We start from the raw sequence: 16,262 nt of genomic DNA on the forward strand, positions 1-16,262 counted from the left end.
AGCAAGGAGATTTAAGGATGATGAGGCTGACCAGTATTGCATTGCTCCTGTTTGCTGGCGCAGCGGCTGCCGGCAAAGAGAGGAACCTCGATTTTTACAACATCAAGGAGCCGCAACTTATCGAGCTGTTTGCCCGTCAGCAGGGGGCGCCGGGTCAGACGATCAAGACCTTCTCCGGCCTGTTTCTGGGCAACCCCTATGTGGCCAACCGGCTGGTGGGGTCGAACGAGGTGCAGGAGAAGTTGGTGGTGGATTTTGGCGGGCTCGATTGCTTTACCTATCTGGACTATGTCGAGTCGCTGCGTCGCGCAACGAGTGTGCATCACTTCATCGAGAACCTGATGCACACTCGTTACGTGAACGGTGAGGTCAACTATCTGACCAGAAAGCACTTCTTCTCAGACTGGGTGCATGGTGACAACAAGGTGAGCGACGTGACCCATCTGGTGGGCGGCGCTGCGGTGACCACCGCCAAGCTGCTCAACCAGAAGGCCGACGGCGGCCACTACATTCCGGGGCTGGGGGTGACGGCGCGGGACATCACCTACATTCCGTCCGCCAGCATTGACGAGAACACCCTGAGTCTGCTGGAGGAGGGGGACTACATCGGCATCTACACCGATCTGGCCGGGCTCGACGTCACTCACACCGGCATCTTCATCCGCGGCGAGAACGGCCCCGTGCTGCGCAATGCCTCCTCCCTCTCGAGCAAGATGCAGGTGGTGGACTCTCCCTTCCTGGAGTATGTGCAGAACAAGCCGGGGATCCTGGTCTATCGGCCGCAGGCCGAGGACGCGAGCTCCTAGGGAGGGACCCTGGCCGAGATGGACGCCTTGCGTCTGACAAAAGAAAGCCCCGGGCAGTGCCCGGGGCTTTTTGTTGGCGGCGCCCCTCAACGGGGTTTGAAGCGGGCGACCCAGGGATTGGCGGTGAGACCGTGCAGGATGACGCTCAGTATGATGGTGCAGAGCACGGTGGCGATGATGGGGCGCTGGCCGAGGAGGGCCGGCTCATTTTGCAGCACCATCACCGCAAAGACGATGCTGGCCAGCCCCCGCGGTCCGAACCAGCCGATGAAGAGCTTGAGTTCAAGCTTGAGGCCGGTGCCGAGCAGGCTCAGCCAGACCGGTACCATGCGCAGCAGGGTGAGGCTGGCGGCGGCATAGAGCCAGTACTGCCAGTGCAGCAGCTCTGCCAGCATGGGCATCAGGGTGGCGCCGAACACCATCCAGATCACCACAGAGAGCAGATCGCCATAGCCCTCGCAGCTGTCCATATAGGAGTGCTTGTGCTCCCCCAGTTTGCGGCCGATCAGCAGGCCGCCGACGAAGGCTGCGATGAAGCCGCTGCCCCCCAGGGTCTGGGCCAGCGCAAAGCAGAGCAGGGCCAGCCCCGGCATGGTGAGCTGGCGCCAGAGCGGCAGCTGCCAGCCGTTGAGGTAGGAGGTCTTGAGCAGGCGCAGGGTAAGACTGGTCAGCCCCCAGGCCACCAGCAGGCCGATGCCGATCTCCTCCAGCAGCAAGGTGAGAGCCAGCAGGCCGGTGCCGGTGTGCTGCTCGGTGGGGGCGATGAGGGCGAGCAGCAGGAGCAGCACGGGTACGCAGATGCCGTCGTTGAGGCCGCTCTCCTGGTTGAGCCCCTCCCGGATGGGGGCGGGCACCGCCGGGTTGCTCACCACCGCCTTGCCGAGCGCCGCATCGGTGGGGGCGAGTATGGTGGAGAGGATGGCCATCTCCAGCAGCGGCAAGTCGGGGAAGAGCCAGCGACCGAACAGGGCGCCGGCCGCCAGGGTGAGCGGCAGGCCGATCAGCAGCAGCCGGATGGGCAGGCTGCGGTTGGCCAGCAGCACCTGCCAGTTGGTGTTGGCCGCATCGCTGAACAGCACTATGACCAGGGTCAGCTCCGCCAACAGCTTGATGCCATCGCTGTCAATGGAGAGGGAGAGCAGCTCGATGCCGCCCGGCCCCAGCAGCCAGCCCATCAGCAAGAACAGCAGGGGGCCGTTGATGAGGCGGGATTCAAAGCGCCCGGCGATCAGGCTGTAGATGAGCAGAAAGGCGGCGATCACCGCCAGGTTCTGGTAAATCAGGGACGCGTCCATGCTGCCTCCTGTGGCAATGCGTCTGGGGATCAGTCGGTGAGACAGTCCGGGTCGAACACGTACTCGCCATCGAGCCAGCGCAGGATCTCGTCGACGCAGGATTGGTCGCGAAACGGCAGGTAGCGGGCCTTGAGGTGAGTCACCTGCTCAGGGGTCAGCTGGGCCAGCCCTATGTCCTGAAACAGCGGCAGATCGGCCTGGATCATGGCGGAGATCTGCGGGCCGCAGGTGGCGTTAAGGGAGGCGTGCAGCGCCTTGTCCGGGTCGTACTGCTTGCCGAGCCGGTAGCTCATCGGCAGGGTGGCCAGCGGCAGGGCCGACAGCGCCGCCTGCTTCATGGGGTTGACCGCATGGCCGCTCACGAGATCCGCCAACTCCGCCGGACGGTTTTCGAAGGCGCGCAGGTGCAGGAAGCTGCTGGCCTTGCTGCCGTCGTTGACCGGGTAGTTGTCCCACAGGAACGGCTTGCGGTGCAGCCACTCGGCCGTCTGCCGCAGGTGGGCCGCCGGGTACTCGCTGGAGCAGACCTTGGGGCCGGTCCAGAAGATGTCGATGCGCCGATCCAGCCCCTGCCCCAGATCCTGCAGATAGTGGGGGGGCATGGCGCCGAACACCTTCTCCAGCACAGGGTCCGTGCTGTAGTAGCTGGGGCAGAACAGCAGCCGGCCGGCACTGGTATGGGCCGCGATGTCGTGGGTGATGGTGAGCTGCCAGTGGGCGAGATCCGGGGTATCCCCCTTCATGTCGTCAAACAGGATCGCCAGGATGTCGGGCTTGAGCTCCTCCTCGATGAGCCGCACCTTCTCCAGCAGGGCCGGTCGCTGGCGGGCATAGTCGTGGTGGGCACCCATGGGGCTCAGCCCCACCCCGAAGGCGAGGCCGTTGTCGCGGCACTGGCGGGCGAGCTGGCGCAGTGCCTCGAGCTGGGCGGCAGGCCAGGGCTTGGCCCAGTGCTTGCGCAGATAGCCATCCTCTTTCGGGGCATAGAGATAGAAGCCGTAACCGTGGCGGGGCAGCCACTGGGCGTAGCGGGCGCGGGCTTCCCAGCTCCAGCCCTTGCCAAAGAAGCCCTCGATCACCCCCAGGTTGGGCGAAGGGGGTTGCAGGCCGGACAACAGGGTTTGGTAAGGCATAGATAACTCCCTTCTCGCAGAGGACGAGGCAGACGGCGATCAGACCGGATCTTCTTCCAGAAAACGCACCCCTATCTTGCGGGGTTCACCCTCTTCCATTTCGGCCACGGTCCAGATCAGCCCCTGCCATTCGACGTGGTCGCCGACCACCAGATTATCGCCCAACTGCTGTGCAATAAAATGGCCAAGGGTCTGATCCGCCACCTCGCTCACATCCAGCCCGTACAGCGGTGCCAGATCCACCAGCTTGGCGGCCGCCTCCAGCAGGAAGTCGCCGAAGAAGCGCGGGCCCAGATCCTGCTCCGGCGCCTGGCTGAACAGCTGGCCGAGGGCAGGCAGGTCGCGCTCGTGGCCGATGACGCAGAGGATGTCGTCCGATTGCAGACAGGTACTGCCCGAGGGGTGCAGCAGCTCCTGCTCCCGGAACAGGGCGCAGATGCGGGTGCCCTTGGGCATGCGCAGATCCCGCAGCGGCGAGCCGATGCACCACTTCTCGTCGCTCAGGCGATAGACGAAGGTCTCCCACTGGCTGTCGAGATCGATCTCGAGCCCGGAGCGGTTGATGGGCGAGGGGGGTGCCGGCACTTCGACCCGGGCGAGGCGGGAGGCCAGCGGCAGCGAGCTGCCCTGCAGGATCAGCGAGACCAGCACCACGAAGAAGGCGACATTGAAGTAGAGCTGGGCGTTGGGCAACCCCGCCATCATGGGGAACACCGCCAGAATGATCGGCACCGCGCCGCGCAGGCCGACCCAGGAGATGAACCAGCGCTCGCGGGGGGCAAAGTTCTTGAACGGCAGCAGGCCGATCCAGACCGAAATGGGGCGGGCGAACAGGATCATCCACATGGCCAGCGCCAGCGCCGGCAGGGCGATGGGCAGCAACTTGTGGGGGGAGGCGAGCAGCCCTAGCACCAGGAACATGCCGATCTGGCTGAGCCAGGTCAGGCCGTCCAGCACCGACAGGGTGGTGCTGCGACTGCGCAGGGAGAGGTTGCCGAGCAACAGGCCGGTGAGGTAGATGGCCAGGATGCCGCTGCCGCCTACCGCCGTGGTGAGGGCGAAGATGAGCAGGCCGCCGCTCACGGTGAGCAGCGGGTAGAGGCCGGGGGCCAGCCGGGCGCTGTTGATGAGCTTCCACAGCAACCAGCCGGCGCCAAGGCCGATGCCGGCTCCCAGCCCGAACTGCTTGAGCAGTTGCAGCAGCAGAAAGCCGCCATCCAGCCCCTGCTGGGCGGTGGCCAGCACCTCGATCAGGGTGACGGTAAGAAACACCGCCATGGGGTCATTGCTGCCTGACTCTATCTCCAGGGTGGCGCTGACCCGCTCGTTGAGGCTGCGCCCGCCGAGCAGGGAGAAGACCGCAGCCGCATCGGTGGAGCCGACGATGGCGCCAATCAGCATCCCCTGCAGCAGGTTGAGATCAAACAGCCAGGCGGCGGCGAGGCCCGTCAGGCCGGTGGTGATGGCCACCCCGACCGTGGCGAGTGACAGGGCAGGCCAGAGCGCGACTCGAAACGAGGAGACCCGGGTGCGCATGCCGCCGTCCAGCAAGATGATGGCGAGCGCCAGGTTGCCCACCAGGTAGGCGATGGAGTAGTCGGCGAAGTGGATGCCGCCGGGGCCATCTTCACCGGCCAGCATGCCGACAGCGAGGAAGATCACCAGGATGGGGATACCGAGACGGGAGGAGAGCGCGCTCAACAGGACACTGGCACCCACCAACAAGGCCGCGACGAGGAAGAAACTGTTGATGGTGACGGCATCCAATGGCGAACTCCTTCTGTCAAAATGCAAATCAGGCACATTATATGCAGTTTGACCGGCTCCGTGTGGCTTAATTGTGCATTTATTTGCAGTTTTTTACATTTTCAGTGCGATTGCTGCGAAGGGTTCTGGCTATCAAAAGGGGGCCAGCGGAGTGATCAGAGAGGTCGACAACGTGATGATGTTCACAAAATGGACACTTGAGGGAGAGGCGGGCGCCGCAGCGGGCAGCAAACGGCAGGGGCCCACGCCGGGCCCCTGCTGACCGAGGTCGTCAGTCGTCCTCGTCGTCCTTCACTTCCCGGATCTTGTCCTTGTAGCGGGGCAGCTCTTTCTCCAGTCGCTTCATGTCCTTGATGGCGTTGAGAAACAGGCCGAGCAGGAAGAGCAGGGGCAAGCCTATCCAGAGCCAGAGGTTCATGTGCTACTCCTTTCGTCGGTGGCCAGGGTGACATAGCGGGCCAGGATCTCGTCGAGGTTGGCCAGTATGGTCGCCTTGCCTTCAATATCCGCCTGTTGCAGGCAAAGTGCCAGCGCGGCCGGGTCGAGCCGCTGCTCGCGGGACTCAGGCGCAAAGCTGATGTGCCAGGGCTCGTAGGCGACGCCACTGCCGGCATCGGCCGGCTTGGCGTAAGGCAGGAAGAAGCCGAAGTCGTTCATGCGATCCTCCAGCCACTCGCTCAAGTCGGCAAACCAGCCCCCCTCTTCATACTCCCAGGGCTCCAGCGCCAGCCTGGTGCCGGCGGGCAGGCAGTCCGGGTCGTAGATGTCGAGATCTGTGCCCCAGTGGTGGCGGCTGGTGCCGGGCAGGGCGCTCCAGTGCAGGATGGCGTGCAGCCGTTCCTCGTCGCTCAGTTGCAGGGCGTCGATGGGCTGGCTATGGGCATCGAGCAGGGGGCGCTCGCCGCGCCACTTGCCGTTCCAGATGGCGAGCTGGCGCTCGAAGCCCCGCCAGCTGGAGGCGGGCTGCAGGTTGAAGCCGGCGTGGGCGGCGGCCACCTGCATGTCGTTGAAGGCCGCCGCGGTGGCGGCCGTCAGCCGGTGCGGGCCTTGCCCCACCAGGATGAGGTGACCCTCATCCTGGCCCAGCAGCTGATCCTGGGTCATACCAGCAACCTCGCGAGCACCCCTTGGTACATGTCGGCCAGCAGATCCAGATCGTCCGCCTTCACGCACTCGTTCACCTTGTGGATGGTGGCGTTGACCGGGCCCAGCTCGATCACTTCCGCCCCGGTGGGGGCGATAAAGCGCCCATCGGACGTTCCCCCCGTGGTGAGCAGGGCCGGCTGCTGGCCGTTCACCGCCTCGATGGCAGAAACCGCAGCCGCCAGCAGCTTGCCGGTGTCGGTGAGGAAGGGCTGGCCGGAGAGGGTCCACTTGATCTGGTAATCCAGACCGTGCCGCTCGAGCAGGGCTTCGACCCGCTCGCGGATCGCGGCATCGGTGAGCTCGGTGCTGAAGCGGAAGTTGAACTGGACGTGCAGTTCGCCGGGAATGACGTTGGAGGCGCCGGTACCGGCCTGGATGTTGGCGATCTGGAAGCTGGTGGGGGGGAAGTAGGCGTTGCCCTGATCCCATTCGATGGCGGCGAGCTCGGCCAGCGCCGGGGCCGCCTTGTGGATCGGGTTGTCCGCCAGATGGGGATAGGCGACGTGGCCCTGCACCCCGCGCACCAGCAGATCGCCGGTGATGGAGCCGCGCCGGCCGTTCTTCACCACGTCCCCCACCACGGCGGTAGAGGAGGGCTCGCCGACGATGCACCAGCGGATCTTCTCGTTACGGGCCTCCAGGGTGTCGATCACCCGGGTGGTACCGTTGATGAAGGGCCCCTCCTCGTCGGAGGTGATGAGAAAGGCAATCGACCCTGCGTGATCCGGATGCTCGGCCACGAAGCGCTCGACCGCCACCACCATGGCTGCCAGCGAGCCCTTCATGTCGGCGGCGCCGCGCCCGTAGAGCACGCCATCCTGGATGGTCGGCTCGAACGGCGGGGTGTGCCATTTGTCCAGCGGGCCGGCGGGCACCACGTCGGTGTGGCCGGCGAAGCAGAACAGCGGCCCCTCGCTGCCGCGGCGGGCCCAGAGGTTGGTGGTGTCTTCGAACACCATGGGCTCGATGACGAAGCCGAGCTTGGCGAGGCGCTCCGCCATCAGGGTCTGGCACCCTTCATCCAGCGGGGTAACGGAGGGGCGGCGGATCAGATCCTTGGCCAGTGCGATGACATCCGACATCGTTTTTCCTTAACGAGAGAAGAGGGATTGGTAGTGATCGGCCTTGAAGCCCAGGGTCAGCTCGCCGTCTCGATCCAGCAGCGGGCGCTTGATCATGGCCGGGTGCTCCAGCAAGAGGGCGCGCGCCTTGGCGGTGTCGAGCCCCTGCTTGGCTTCGTCCGGCAGGGCGCGAAAGGTGGTGCCGCGGCTGTTGAGCAGCGCCTCCCAGCCGAGCTGGTCCAGCCAGCGGTCGAGGTCGGCCGGGTTCAGGCCGTCGGCCCTGTGGTCGTGAAAGCGGTAGTCGATGCCGGCCTGCTCCAGCCACTTGCGGGCTTTCTTGATGGTGTCGCAGTTCTTGATGCCATAGAGGGTGGTGGCCATGGGGAGTCCTTTGTCTGCGGGCATGGGCCCGGAAAGCCGAAACTTGAGTCCTGAAACGGGAAATCAAGAAGAGGCCCGATTCTGGCATTGTGGCGATCCCAAGGCAACGCCGATGCGCATGGGGGAGGTGAGGCGAGGCGCTGGTCGGGCCTGGGAAGAGGGGAAAAGTACCCGGCGCAGGACGCGCCGGCGGGTATCAGAGTTCGCTCTGGGTGCGACACCAGAGGTGCAGTTCGGATTCGAACCAGTTGAGCATGGCGTTGTTGTCGTCGCGACGATGGCGAATGAGGCTCACCTCGAAGGTGGGCAGGGCGAAGCGGGTCTCGTACTCCACCAGATCCAGCAGCGGCATCAGCGGACGCAGCACCCGGGCAGGGGAGGTGAGCAGCAGAGGCGCGCACGGCAGGATGAAGGGGGCGGCCAGAAAGCTCTGCACGATCAAGGGGGTGTGCCGGGTCATGCCGTGGGCGGCCAGCAGATCATCGACGATGCCCCCTTCGCTGCCGCGCGGGGCGACCAGCAGGTGCTGAGCCTGGGCGAAGGATTCGATACACAGCACCTGGCCCTGCAGCGGGTGGCTGCGGTGGGCGGCGCAGATCAGCTTGTCCTCGAACAGCGGGATGCGGCGAAAACGGCCGGGCACCTCGTCCTGTTTGCTGATCACCATGCTGATGACCCCTTCGTCGAGCTGGCTCTCGTAGTCCGCATTGAGCGGCACCATGTGGATGCGCAGGTTGGGCGCCTGCTGCTGCAGCCGGGCCAGCAGGCTCGGCATCATCACGTACTCCACATAGGTGTGGGCCCCGATGCGCAGCACCCCCTCGAACTGGGCGGGGTCGAGCTGCTCGGGCGGGCTGAAGGTCTGCTCGATGTCGCGCAGGATCTCCCGCAGCGGCAGCAGCAAGGCCTCCGCCCGAGCGGTCGGTTCCATGCCCTGGGGAGTGCGGATCAGCAGGGGATCGTCATAGAGCAGACGCAAACGGGCCAGTGCCCGGCTGACGGCCGGCTGGCTCATGGCGAGCCGTTCGGCGGCCTTGGTGGTGTTGCGCTCCTCCAGCAGTGCCTTGAGCACTACCAGCAGGTTGAGGTCGACGCCTCGTAAATTCATTCTGTGCATAATGGAATACTAATAAATCATTTCCTTAAGCAGGGCCTTCACTTTAGTCTCATTTCCCGTCGATGGTCAGCATGAAGCTTGGGTAAATCAGCGATTTATGCAAACCCATGTTGTCCTGTTACCTCTTTCGCGTGGTGCCGGAGGTGGCAAGATTCGACAGCCTGAACTCTTTACTCTGGTCATCCAGAGCGTTGCTTGCTTAGTACCCGCCGTCTCGGCGGGTTTTTTTTGCCTGCGGTTCAGGAAAAAGGGGGCCCGAAGAAGTACAAAACGCGCCGGTGGGCGCGTTATGGTGAGGGGCTGAGCACTCAGGGCGCAACCGGCCACTGGTAGTCAAACACCTTGGCCCGCTCCCAGGGGGCGTCCGGCAGACTGGAGGAGAGGCCGGTATATTTGCCCACATCGTCCACCACGATGGCGGAGAGGATCGGCAACTGGTGCTCGGTGCAGTACATGCGGATGCGTTGCAACAGGGTGCGCAGCTCATCCTGGCAATTCTCCAGCCCGGCCTGCCTGGCCAGTTTGGAGTAACGAATGGTGGTGCGTTCCTTTGCAGACTCGACGAGGATGTCCCATAGCTTGTAGTCGCAGGTCGTCATGCCTGCGGTGGCTCGGTCTGTCATAACTCTCTCCGGCGCGAAACGGTCTCTGTGTGTCGTTGCGCATCTTGGCCAGTTCACTGGCCCCTGACGTTGATCCAAAGCAAAAAAGCCTGAGGTTATTCGCCAGAACGCGTGGCAAAGGGATTCTAAAGGTTTGCCTTTAGTTTAAAAGACCGTTTTTTGTTAAGTATGTAGCATTTTATTTTATCGAAGTGCGGTCAAGCCATCTTTCTTGACAGGGATCAATGGGAAAGCGCGGTCAGACCACTAGATTTCGCTCCTCGATAACTTTATCAGGAGTGAATATTTGGAACTCGTCTTCGTCTTGCTCGTCCTGCTGGCCGTGGTCTACGGCATCATCAGGGATTACAACCCGCAGGCGGTGCTGGCACTGGCCGGCATGGCCATCTTCACCGTCGCCTACTGGCTGGGATTGCACCCCATTCTGCCCGCCGACAAGAGCACCGGCTTCGCCTTGTTTGACCTGTTCGAGATGTTCAAGGGGATCTTCTCCTACCGGGCGGCGGGGCTCGGCCTCACCATCATGGCGGTGGCGGGCTTTGCCACCTACATGTCCCATATCGGCGCCTCCCAGTCGCTGGTGCGGGTGGCGGTCAAACCGGTGGCGGGCATCCAGTCCAGCTACCTGATGCTGGCCATCTGCTACCTGGTGGCGGTCTTCGTCTCCCTGTTCGTCACCTCTGCCACCGGCCTTGGCCTGCTGCTCATGGTCACCATGTACCCGGTGATGCGCAACCTCGGCATCAGCCCGGCCTCCGCCTGCGGCGTCATCGCCACCTCCCAGGCGTTCGAAATCGGCCCGACCCAGACCAATGCCATCTTCTCCGCCGGCCAATCCGGCATGGATCCCACCAGCTACTTCGTCGACTACCAGATCTGGCTGGTGGCCCCCATGTTGCTGGTGACCATGGTGCTGCACTTCTTCTGGCAGCGGCACTGTGACCGCCAGGATGGCTGGGATCCGGCCCAGCATCGCGGCGAGCACGCCGAGCTGGACGAGAAAGGCACCGAGGCGGTAGCGGCGCCCACTTGGTATGCCCTGCTGCCCATCATCCCCTTCGTGCTGATGATGACCTTCTCCAAGCTGCTGGTGAGCGACATCAAGATGAGCGTGGAGGTGGCCATGCTGCTGTCGGTCTTTATCGGCATGCTGTGCGAGCTGCTGCGTACCCGCTCGGTGCGCACCGCCTTCGCCGGGCTCTCCAGCTTCCTCGACGGCATGGGCAAGGTGTTTGGCCCCGTGGTGGCGCTGATCGTCTGTGCCGAGCTGTTTGCCGAATCCCTCAAGGCCATCGGCGCCATCGACACCCTGCTGCACTCGGCCAGCAACGCCGGCATCGGCAGCGGCCTGATGACGCTGGTGATGGTGGGGCTCATCATGGTGGCGGCGGTCATCATGGGTTCGGGCAACGCGGCATTCTTGAGCTTCTCGACCCTGGCCCCCGCGGTGGCGGCCAAGTTCGGGGTGCCGGCGGTGACCATGCTGTTGCCGATGCAGCTCGCCTCCAGCATAGGCCGCACCGTCTCCCCCATCGCGGCTGTGCTGATCGCCTGCGCGGGCATCGCCAAGGTCTCCCCCTTCGTGGTGGTCAAGCGCACCTGTGTGCCCATGGCTGGCGCCCTGGTGACGGCGCTCACCCTCAACTATCTGCTGTTTATGTAAGCGGGTGGCGGACGACACGGGTCGTACGCCCCTTTCACTCGGCTGTCGGACGGGAGGCGTACCCTCCCGTCCCAGGAGATGACAATGACAGACTTTCGCAACGCTTTTTCTCTGGACGCCTACCTGGCGGATCTGGCCCCCCTCATCAACCTCGATTGCGGTACCCGCACCCCGGCTGGGGTGGCGACGGTGGCCGACATCATGACCGAGAAATATGAGGCGATCGGCTGGCAGGTGACCCGCCACCAGTTTGCCGCCGAGTGCGGCCCCTGCCTCGAGGCAACCAATGCCCCCGGCGCCAGCCATTACGACGTGATGCTGGTGGGCCACATGGACACCGTCTTCCCGGTGGGGACGGCGGCCAAGCGCCCGCTGAAAGTGGAGGGCAATCAGGCCTTTGGCCCCGGCGTGTCGGACATGAAGAGCGGCCTGCTCTCCAGCTGGTATGCCCTCAAGGGGATGGACCCGGCCGTGCTGGCCAAACTGAAGGTGCTGGTCTGCTGCAACTGTGACGAGGAGATCGGCTCCCCCTGGTCCAAGGAGTGGCTGGTGGAGAAGGCCAAACAGAGTGGCTGCGTGCTGGTGGCCGAGGCGGCCCGCCCGAACGGGGATCTCATCAGCGCCCGCAAGGGCAATGCCAAGTACCGCATTACCTTCCACGGCAAGGCTTCCCACGCCGGCTCGGCGCTGAGCGAGGGGATCTCCGCCATTACCGAGCTGGCCCATTGGGTGCTCGCCATCAACCAGCAGGTCAACCTCGACACCGGCACCACCATGAACGTGGGGGTGGTGCAGGGAGGGACCGGCGTCAACGTGGTGCCAGACTTTGCCGAGGCGATCGTCGACCTGCGCTTCTGGAACAATGACGAAGCGGCCGCCGTGCACGAGCGGCTCACCTTCATGGCCAGCAACCCCTTCCTCGCCGGTTGCCGGGTCGAGGTGGATCGCCAAAGCTTCAAGCCGGCGATGCGCCCGAGCGGCGACACCGAGGCGTTGATGGCACTGGTGGAGGCGGCAGCGAAAGAGGAGGGGATCTCCTTCAACTGGCTGGAGGCCGGCGGTGGCTCCGATGCCAACTTCACCGCTGCGGCCGGGGTACCGTCGCTCGATGGCTTCGGCCCCATGGGGGGCGGTTTCCACTCGGAGGCGGAGTTCCTGCTGCTGGAGAGCGTAGAGCCGCGCATCCGCCTGTTGCAGCGGGTGCTGGGCAAGCTGGCCAGATAGGCTGCATGACAAGCAAAACGGGAGGCCATCGCCTCCCGTTTTTTATCTGTTGTGCCGGTGCAGATCGGTCGAACGGATCTGCGCGCTACTCCTCACTCTCCAGCAGATAGGCAAGCGGTTCCTGACGGGCAACCTGCCAGCGGCCGAGCACCAGCGGCGCCGCAAAACCCGGGCCGTCGGTCACCATGGTGTGATACTCCCCCTGCTCGCCGCAGGCATCGAAGCCCCAGGTGGCCGCCAGCTGCTGCAACTCGGCCAGGGTGGCTGCATCGAGTGTTCGTCCCACCCACTCGGGGGTCAGGACGCGGGTATCGACGCAGGAGAGGTGGGCGACGATGCCGCGGGTCAGCAGATCCGCCAGCAGCGCCTCGCGGGAGAGTTGCCAGAGCGGTGTGTGGACGGTGAGACCAAGCGGGCGACAGCGCTCGCGGATCCAGTTAGGCGCGCCGGCCACGCTGTCGATATCGCCGGTGACGACCCCATCCAGTTGCCACTCCTTCTTGAGCTTGGTCAGCGCCCGCTCATAACCGAGATCGAACGGCGCCTCTATGGTGACCAGCCGATGGGGCAGCCCGAGGGCCGCCGCCTGTCGACGCACTTGCGACAGGGGATGGGCCAGAAAGCGGGGCGAGGGAGGTGCAAAGGTCGCCAGTGCCACCACCTGATGACCCGCTTCACGGGCATGGCAGAGCGCCTGCATGGCATCCTTGCCGCCGCTCCAGAGCACGATGACGCGAGACATGGGGGAGATTCCGCAAAGAAAAAGAGGGGTCATGCTACCCAGAGTGCGGGCGGTTGGCAAAGCAGGAAGGTGAGCGAAAAGCACAGGCCCCCGAGCGGGGGCCTGTGGAACGGATTGCGCGGTGCGACTCCGTCAGAGCAGGATGCTGGTCAGGATAAAGCCCAGCGAGCAGGAGGTCACCACCCCGATCAGCCCCGGGATGATGAAGCTGTGGTTGATGATGAACTTGCCGATGCGGGTGGTGCCGGAGCGGTCGAAACCGATACAGGCCAGATCGCTCGGGTAGGTCGGCAGCACGAAGTAGCCGTAGCTGGCCGGCAGGAAGGCGATCAGCAGCTTGGGTTCGACCCCCAGCGCCAGCCCCATGGGGGCGATGGCGGTCAGCGCCGCGGCCTGGCTGTTTACCAGCTTGGAGATGAGGAACAGCACCAGGGCGTAGGTCCAGGGCTGGGCCTGTACCACGTGGGCCAGGGTCTCCTTGAGCAGCGGCATGTGGGCCTGGAAGAAGGTTTCGCTCATCCAGGCAACCCCGAACACGGAGAAGATGGCGACCATGCCCGCCTTGAAGACGGCGCCGTTGGCGATCTCGCCCGGCTTGACCTTGCAGCGCATCAGTATGATGGCGCCGGCGATCAGCATCATCATCTGGATCACCAGGTTCATGGAGAGCGGGCCGGTTTTGTCCTTGATGGTGAAGACCGGACGCAGACCTTCGTTGGCCCCCAGCAGTACCACGGCAGCGATGGCGGCGAAGAAGATCCAGGTAGACCAGTAGGCCTCTTTCGGGAACTTGGTGTTGAGCAGGGTTTCACCGCCGCCGTAGATGAAGGCGCGCTGCTCCGGATCCTGGATCTTGGCCTGGAACTCTTCGTCCTTGTCCAGATCCTTGCCACGGCGCAGGCTCCAGAGGGCCGCGACGATGACGCCGGTCAGGGAGGAGGGGATGGCGATCATCAGGATGTCGAGCAGACCGTAGGCCTGACCGATGCCGTGACCGGCCGCCAGGATGGAGACCATGGAGACCACGGCCACCGAGACCGGCGAGGCGCAGATGGCCATCTGGGAGGCGACGGAGGCCACCGCCATCGGGCGCTCGGGACGGATGTTCTTCTGCAGCGCGATGTCGGCGATGATGGGGAACATGGTGTAGACCACGTGGCCGGTACCGCACAGGAAGGTGAGGGTCCAGGTGGTGAGCGGGGCCAGTATGGTGATGTATTGGGGGTGACGGCGCAGCAGACGCTCGGCCACCTGCATCATCAGGTTGAGACCACCGGCGGTCTGCAGGGTGGCGGCACAACCGATCACCGCCAGTATGGTCAGCATCACCTGCACCGGCGGTTCGCCCGGCACCAGACCGAACACGAAGGTCAGCAGGAACAGACCGATGCCGCTGATGAGACCCAGCCCCATGCCGCCAAACCGGGTACCCAGCAGCAAGCAGCCGAGTACCACCAAAAATTCCATCAAGATCATTCCATTACCTCGCGTTATTTAATCCATGTAAGTGCTGTGTTGGGCGCATGGACCGGGATTGTCTGTTTTTTATTTAGCCCTAAAGGGTTAGTGGTTATTCTGCCTGCCACAAGGGGGCAAAAATTTGAGGTACTTCAATAACTCATCGCTTTTTGATTTAACGCCATAAAAACCACGTATTAACCATTTTGTTATTTTGGGGATAACAGGCGGCATCGTATGGAGCTTTAAGGCGGGCAGGGTAGCAGGATAAAAAGGCGAGGGGAGCGGTTTGTTGCAAAAAAAGTGATTAATTGTGGCCAAGGTAAGCCGGTGGCAGGGGGGCGGGCAACAAAAAGCCGACCCTGAGGTCGGCTTTGTCGGCAAAGTCCCGTAATCAGAACTCGGCGGTGCGTGGGGTACGCGGGAAGGGGATCACGTCGCGCACGTTGCCCATGCCGGTCACGTAGACCACCAGACGCTCGAAGCCCAGACCGAAACCGGAGTGCGGCACAGTGCCGTAGCGGCGCAGGTCGCGGTACCACCAGTAGTCTTCCTTGTTCAGGCCCATCTCGGCCAGACGGGCATCCAGCACCTCGAGACGCTCTTCACGCTGGGAGCCGCCGATGATCTCGCCGATGCCCGGGGCCAGTACGTCCATGGCGGCAACGGTCTTGCCGTCGTCGTTGAGGCGCATGTAGAAGGCCTTGATGTCTTTCGGGTAGTTCTTCACTACTACCGGTGACTTGAAGTGCTCTTCGGCCAGGTAGCGCTCGTGCTCGGAAGAGAGGTCGATACCCCAGGAGACCGGGAACTCGAAGCTCTTGCCGCAGTTCTTCAGCACTTCGATGGCGTCTGTGTAGTCAATCTGGGCGAAGTCGGAGGCGACGAAACGCTCCAGACGGCCGATGGCGTCCTTGTCCACGTGCTGGGCGAAGAACTCCAGATCGTCGCGGCGCTCGCTCAGCACGGCGTTGAAGACGTACTTCAGCATGGCTTCGGCCAGGGCGGCGTTGTCTTCCAGATCGGCGAAGGCCACTTCCGGCTCTACCATCCAGAATTCGGCCAGGTGGCGGCTGGTGTTGGAGTTTTCGGCGCGGAAGGTCGGCCCGAAGGTGTAGACCTTGGACAGGGCGCAGGCGTAGGTCTCGACGTTCAGCTGGCCGGACACGGTCAGGAAGGTCTCCTTGCCGAAGAAGTCCTTGTCGTAGTCCACCTTGCCTTGCGGGGTGCGCGGCAGGTTTTCCAGATCCAGGGTGGAGACGCGGAACATCTCGCCGGCGCCTTCGGTGTCGGAGGCGGTGATGAGCGGGGCCGCGATCCAGAGGTAGCCCTGTTCGTGGAAGAAGCGGTGAATGGCCTGGGAGAGGCAGTTGCGCACTCGGGTCACGGCGCCGACGATGTTGGTGCGGGCACGCAGGTGGCCCTGCTCGCGCAGGTACTCGATGCTGTGGCGCTTGGCGGACATGGGGTAGGTGTCCGGATCTTCGACCCAGCCCACTACCTTGACCTCGGTGGCCTGCAGTTCGAACGCCTGGCCGCTGCCCTGGGACTCGACCACGGTGCCGGTCACTTCGACGGAGCAAGCTGTGGTCAGACGCTGCACTTCATTCTCGTAATTGGCCAGGGTATTGGGGACGACGGCCTGTACCGGATGGAAACAGGAGCCATCGGAAACGGCCAAAAATGAGATCCCCGCCTTGGAATCACGGCGGGTCCGGATCCACCCTTTCACTGTCAGGGTGGTGCCGACCGAATACTTACCGGCCAGCACATCTACTACGGATGCGTGCGTCATCGAAATATTGTCTCCAGCTTGTTCTTGCAGCGCTATTTGCAACACTAGGGG

General features: G+C 63.7%; 15 protein-coding genes. 3 read left to right on the forward strand and 12 right to left on the reverse strand.

All coding sequences use genetic code 11. The features are described from left to right. Positions 1 to 17 precede the first annotated feature (17 nt). Positions 18 to 806, forward strand: coding sequence for a DUF1460 domain-containing protein (locus AB5Y94_RS03470; protein WP_017779584.1), 789 nt, complete (start codon positions 18 to 20; stop codon positions 804 to 806). 86 nt (positions 807 to 892) lie between these two features. Here AB5Y94_RS03470 and AB5Y94_RS03475 read toward each other — a convergent pair whose 3' ends face one another. The 9 genes from AB5Y94_RS03475 to AB5Y94_RS03515 form a co-directional block, all read right to left on the reverse strand. Further along, complete coding sequence (locus AB5Y94_RS03475) at positions 893 to 2,101, reverse strand: cation:proton antiporter (protein ID WP_368204863.1); 1,209 nt, start codon at positions 2,099 to 2,101, stop codon at positions 893 to 895. A 29-nt stretch (positions 2,102 to 2,130) separates the two neighbouring features. Beyond that, a complete protein-coding gene (locus AB5Y94_RS03480; protein WP_017779582.1) occupies positions 2,131 to 3,234 on the reverse strand; it encodes a beta-N-acetylglucosaminidase domain-containing protein in 1,104 nt (367 codons plus the stop codon). 39 nt (positions 3,235 to 3,273) lie between these two features. Beyond that, positions 3,274 to 5,001 carry a potassium/proton antiporter gene (locus AB5Y94_RS03485; RefSeq protein WP_005298984.1) on the reverse strand — a complete coding sequence of 576 codons (1,728 nt, stop codon included), beginning with the start codon at positions 4,999 to 5,001 and terminating at the stop codon, positions 3,274 to 3,276. Positions 5,002 to 5,272: 271 nt separating this feature from the next. Further along, positions 5,273 to 5,419: a hypothetical protein gene (locus AB5Y94_RS03490; protein ID WP_005298986.1), complete on the reverse strand. Its 147-nt coding sequence runs from the start codon at positions 5,417 to 5,419 to the stop codon at positions 5,273 to 5,275. Then, positions 5,416 to 6,105 carry a M15 family metallopeptidase gene (locus AB5Y94_RS03495; RefSeq protein WP_211029098.1) on the reverse strand — a complete coding sequence of 230 codons (690 nt, stop codon included), beginning with the start codon at positions 6,103 to 6,105 and terminating at the stop codon, positions 5,416 to 5,418. The genes AB5Y94_RS03490 and AB5Y94_RS03495 overlap by 4 nt, the downstream gene beginning before the upstream one ends. Continuing rightward, a complete protein-coding gene (gene dapE / locus AB5Y94_RS03500) occupies positions 6,102 to 7,229 on the reverse strand; it encodes a succinyl-diaminopimelate desuccinylase (protein WP_213343084.1) in 1,128 nt (375 codons plus the stop codon). The genes AB5Y94_RS03495 and dapE overlap by 4 nt, the downstream gene beginning before the upstream one ends. Before the next feature lie 9 nt (positions 7,230 to 7,238). Continuing rightward, complete coding sequence (locus AB5Y94_RS03505; RefSeq protein ID WP_126882199.1) at positions 7,239 to 7,589, reverse strand: ArsC family reductase; 351 nt, start codon at positions 7,587 to 7,589, stop codon at positions 7,239 to 7,241. Between the two features lie 196 nt (positions 7,590 to 7,785). Beyond that, positions 7,786 to 8,697 (reverse strand): LysR family transcriptional regulator, encoded by a 912-nt coding sequence (locus AB5Y94_RS03510; RefSeq protein WP_017783426.1) that lies wholly within the window; start codon positions 8,695 to 8,697, stop codon positions 7,786 to 7,788. Positions 8,698 to 9,014: 317 nt separating this feature from the next. After that, positions 9,015 to 9,329, reverse strand: coding sequence for a hypothetical protein (locus AB5Y94_RS03515; protein WP_005298999.1), 315 nt, complete (start codon positions 9,327 to 9,329; stop codon positions 9,015 to 9,017). A 286-nt stretch (positions 9,330 to 9,615) separates the two neighbouring features. Here AB5Y94_RS03515 and dcuC point away from each other — a divergent pair, with 286 nt between their 5' ends. Both dcuC and AB5Y94_RS03525 read left to right on the forward strand, forming a co-directional pair. Beyond that, positions 9,616 to 10,992: a C4-dicarboxylate transporter DcuC gene (dcuC, locus tag AB5Y94_RS03520; RefSeq protein ID WP_368204867.1), complete on the forward strand. Its 1,377-nt coding sequence runs from the start codon at positions 9,616 to 9,618 to the stop codon at positions 10,990 to 10,992. Between the two features lie 84 nt (positions 10,993 to 11,076). Then, positions 11,077 to 12,216, forward strand: coding sequence for a M20 family metallopeptidase (locus AB5Y94_RS03525; protein ID WP_368204869.1), 1,140 nt, complete (start codon positions 11,077 to 11,079; stop codon positions 12,214 to 12,216). An 85-nt stretch (positions 12,217 to 12,301) separates the two neighbouring features. Here the strand turns inward: AB5Y94_RS03525 and AB5Y94_RS03530 are convergent, their stop codons facing one another. The 3 genes from AB5Y94_RS03530 to asnS form a co-directional block, all read right to left on the reverse strand. Next, positions 12,302 to 12,958 carry a hypothetical protein gene (locus AB5Y94_RS03530; protein WP_368204871.1) on the reverse strand — a complete coding sequence of 219 codons (657 nt, stop codon included), beginning with the start codon at positions 12,956 to 12,958 and terminating at the stop codon, positions 12,302 to 12,304. A gap of 132 nt (positions 12,959 to 13,090) precedes the next feature. Beyond that, positions 13,091 to 14,434 carry an anaerobic C4-dicarboxylate transporter gene (locus tag AB5Y94_RS03535; protein WP_005299013.1) on the reverse strand — a complete coding sequence of 448 codons (1,344 nt, stop codon included), beginning with the start codon at positions 14,432 to 14,434 and terminating at the stop codon, positions 13,091 to 13,093. Between the two features lie 376 nt (positions 14,435 to 14,810). Then, positions 14,811 to 16,211, reverse strand: a complete 1,401-nt coding sequence (gene asnS / locus AB5Y94_RS03540; RefSeq protein WP_005299016.1) for an asparagine--tRNA ligase — start codon at positions 16,209 to 16,211, stop codon at positions 14,811 to 14,813. Positions 16,212 to 16,262: the final 51 nt, after the last annotated feature.

Source organism: Aeromonas sp. s5 (assembly GCF_040907865.1).
Lineage (GTDB): Bacteria > Pseudomonadota > Gammaproteobacteria > Enterobacterales > Aeromonadaceae > Aeromonas > Aeromonas dhakensis.

Bases quoted from the DNA above. Each gene is read 5' to 3' on its own strand.
- AB5Y94_RS03490 (WP_005298986.1), bottom strand. From the start codon at position 5,419: ATGAACCTCTGGCTCTGGATAGGCTTGCCCCTGCTCTTCCTGCTCGGC.
- AB5Y94_RS03475 (WP_368204863.1), bottom strand. From the start codon at position 2,101: ATGGACGCGTCCCTGATTTACCAGAACCTGGCGGTGATCGCCGCCTTT.
- AB5Y94_RS03525 (WP_368204869.1), top strand. From the start codon at position 11,077: ATGACAGACTTTCGCAACGCTTTTTCTCTGGACGCCTACCTGGCGGAT.
- dapE (WP_213343084.1), bottom strand. From the start codon at position 7,229: ATGTCGGATGTCATCGCACTGGCCAAGGATCTGATCCGCCGCCCCTCC.
- AB5Y94_RS03535 (WP_005299013.1), bottom strand. From the start codon at position 14,434: ATGATCTTGATGGAATTTTTGGTGGTACTCGGCTGCTTGCTGCTGGGT.
- AB5Y94_RS03480 (WP_017779582.1), bottom strand. From the start codon at position 3,234: ATGCCTTACCAAACCCTGTTGTCCGGCCTGCAACCCCCTTCGCCCAAC.
- AB5Y94_RS03510 (WP_017783426.1), bottom strand. From the start codon at position 8,697: ATGAATTTACGAGGCGTCGACCTCAACCTGCTGGTAGTGCTCAAGGCA.
- AB5Y94_RS03495 (WP_211029098.1), bottom strand. From the start codon at position 6,105: ATGACCCAGGATCAGCTGCTGGGCCAGGATGAGGGTCACCTCATCCTG.
- asnS (WP_005299016.1), bottom strand. From the start codon at position 16,211: ATGACGCACGCATCCGTAGTAGATGTGCTGGCCGGTAAGTATTCGGTC.
- AB5Y94_RS03515 (WP_005298999.1), bottom strand. From the start codon at position 9,329: ATGACAGACCGAGCCACCGCAGGCATGACGACCTGCGACTACAAGCTA.
- AB5Y94_RS03470 (WP_017779584.1), top strand. From the start codon at position 18: ATGATGAGGCTGACCAGTATTGCATTGCTCCTGTTTGCTGGCGCAGCG.
- AB5Y94_RS03530 (WP_368204871.1), bottom strand. From the start codon at position 12,958: ATGTCTCGCGTCATCGTGCTCTGGAGCGGCGGCAAGGATGCCATGCAG.
- AB5Y94_RS03505 (WP_126882199.1), bottom strand. From the start codon at position 7,589: ATGGCCACCACCCTCTATGGCATCAAGAACTGCGACACCATCAAGAAA.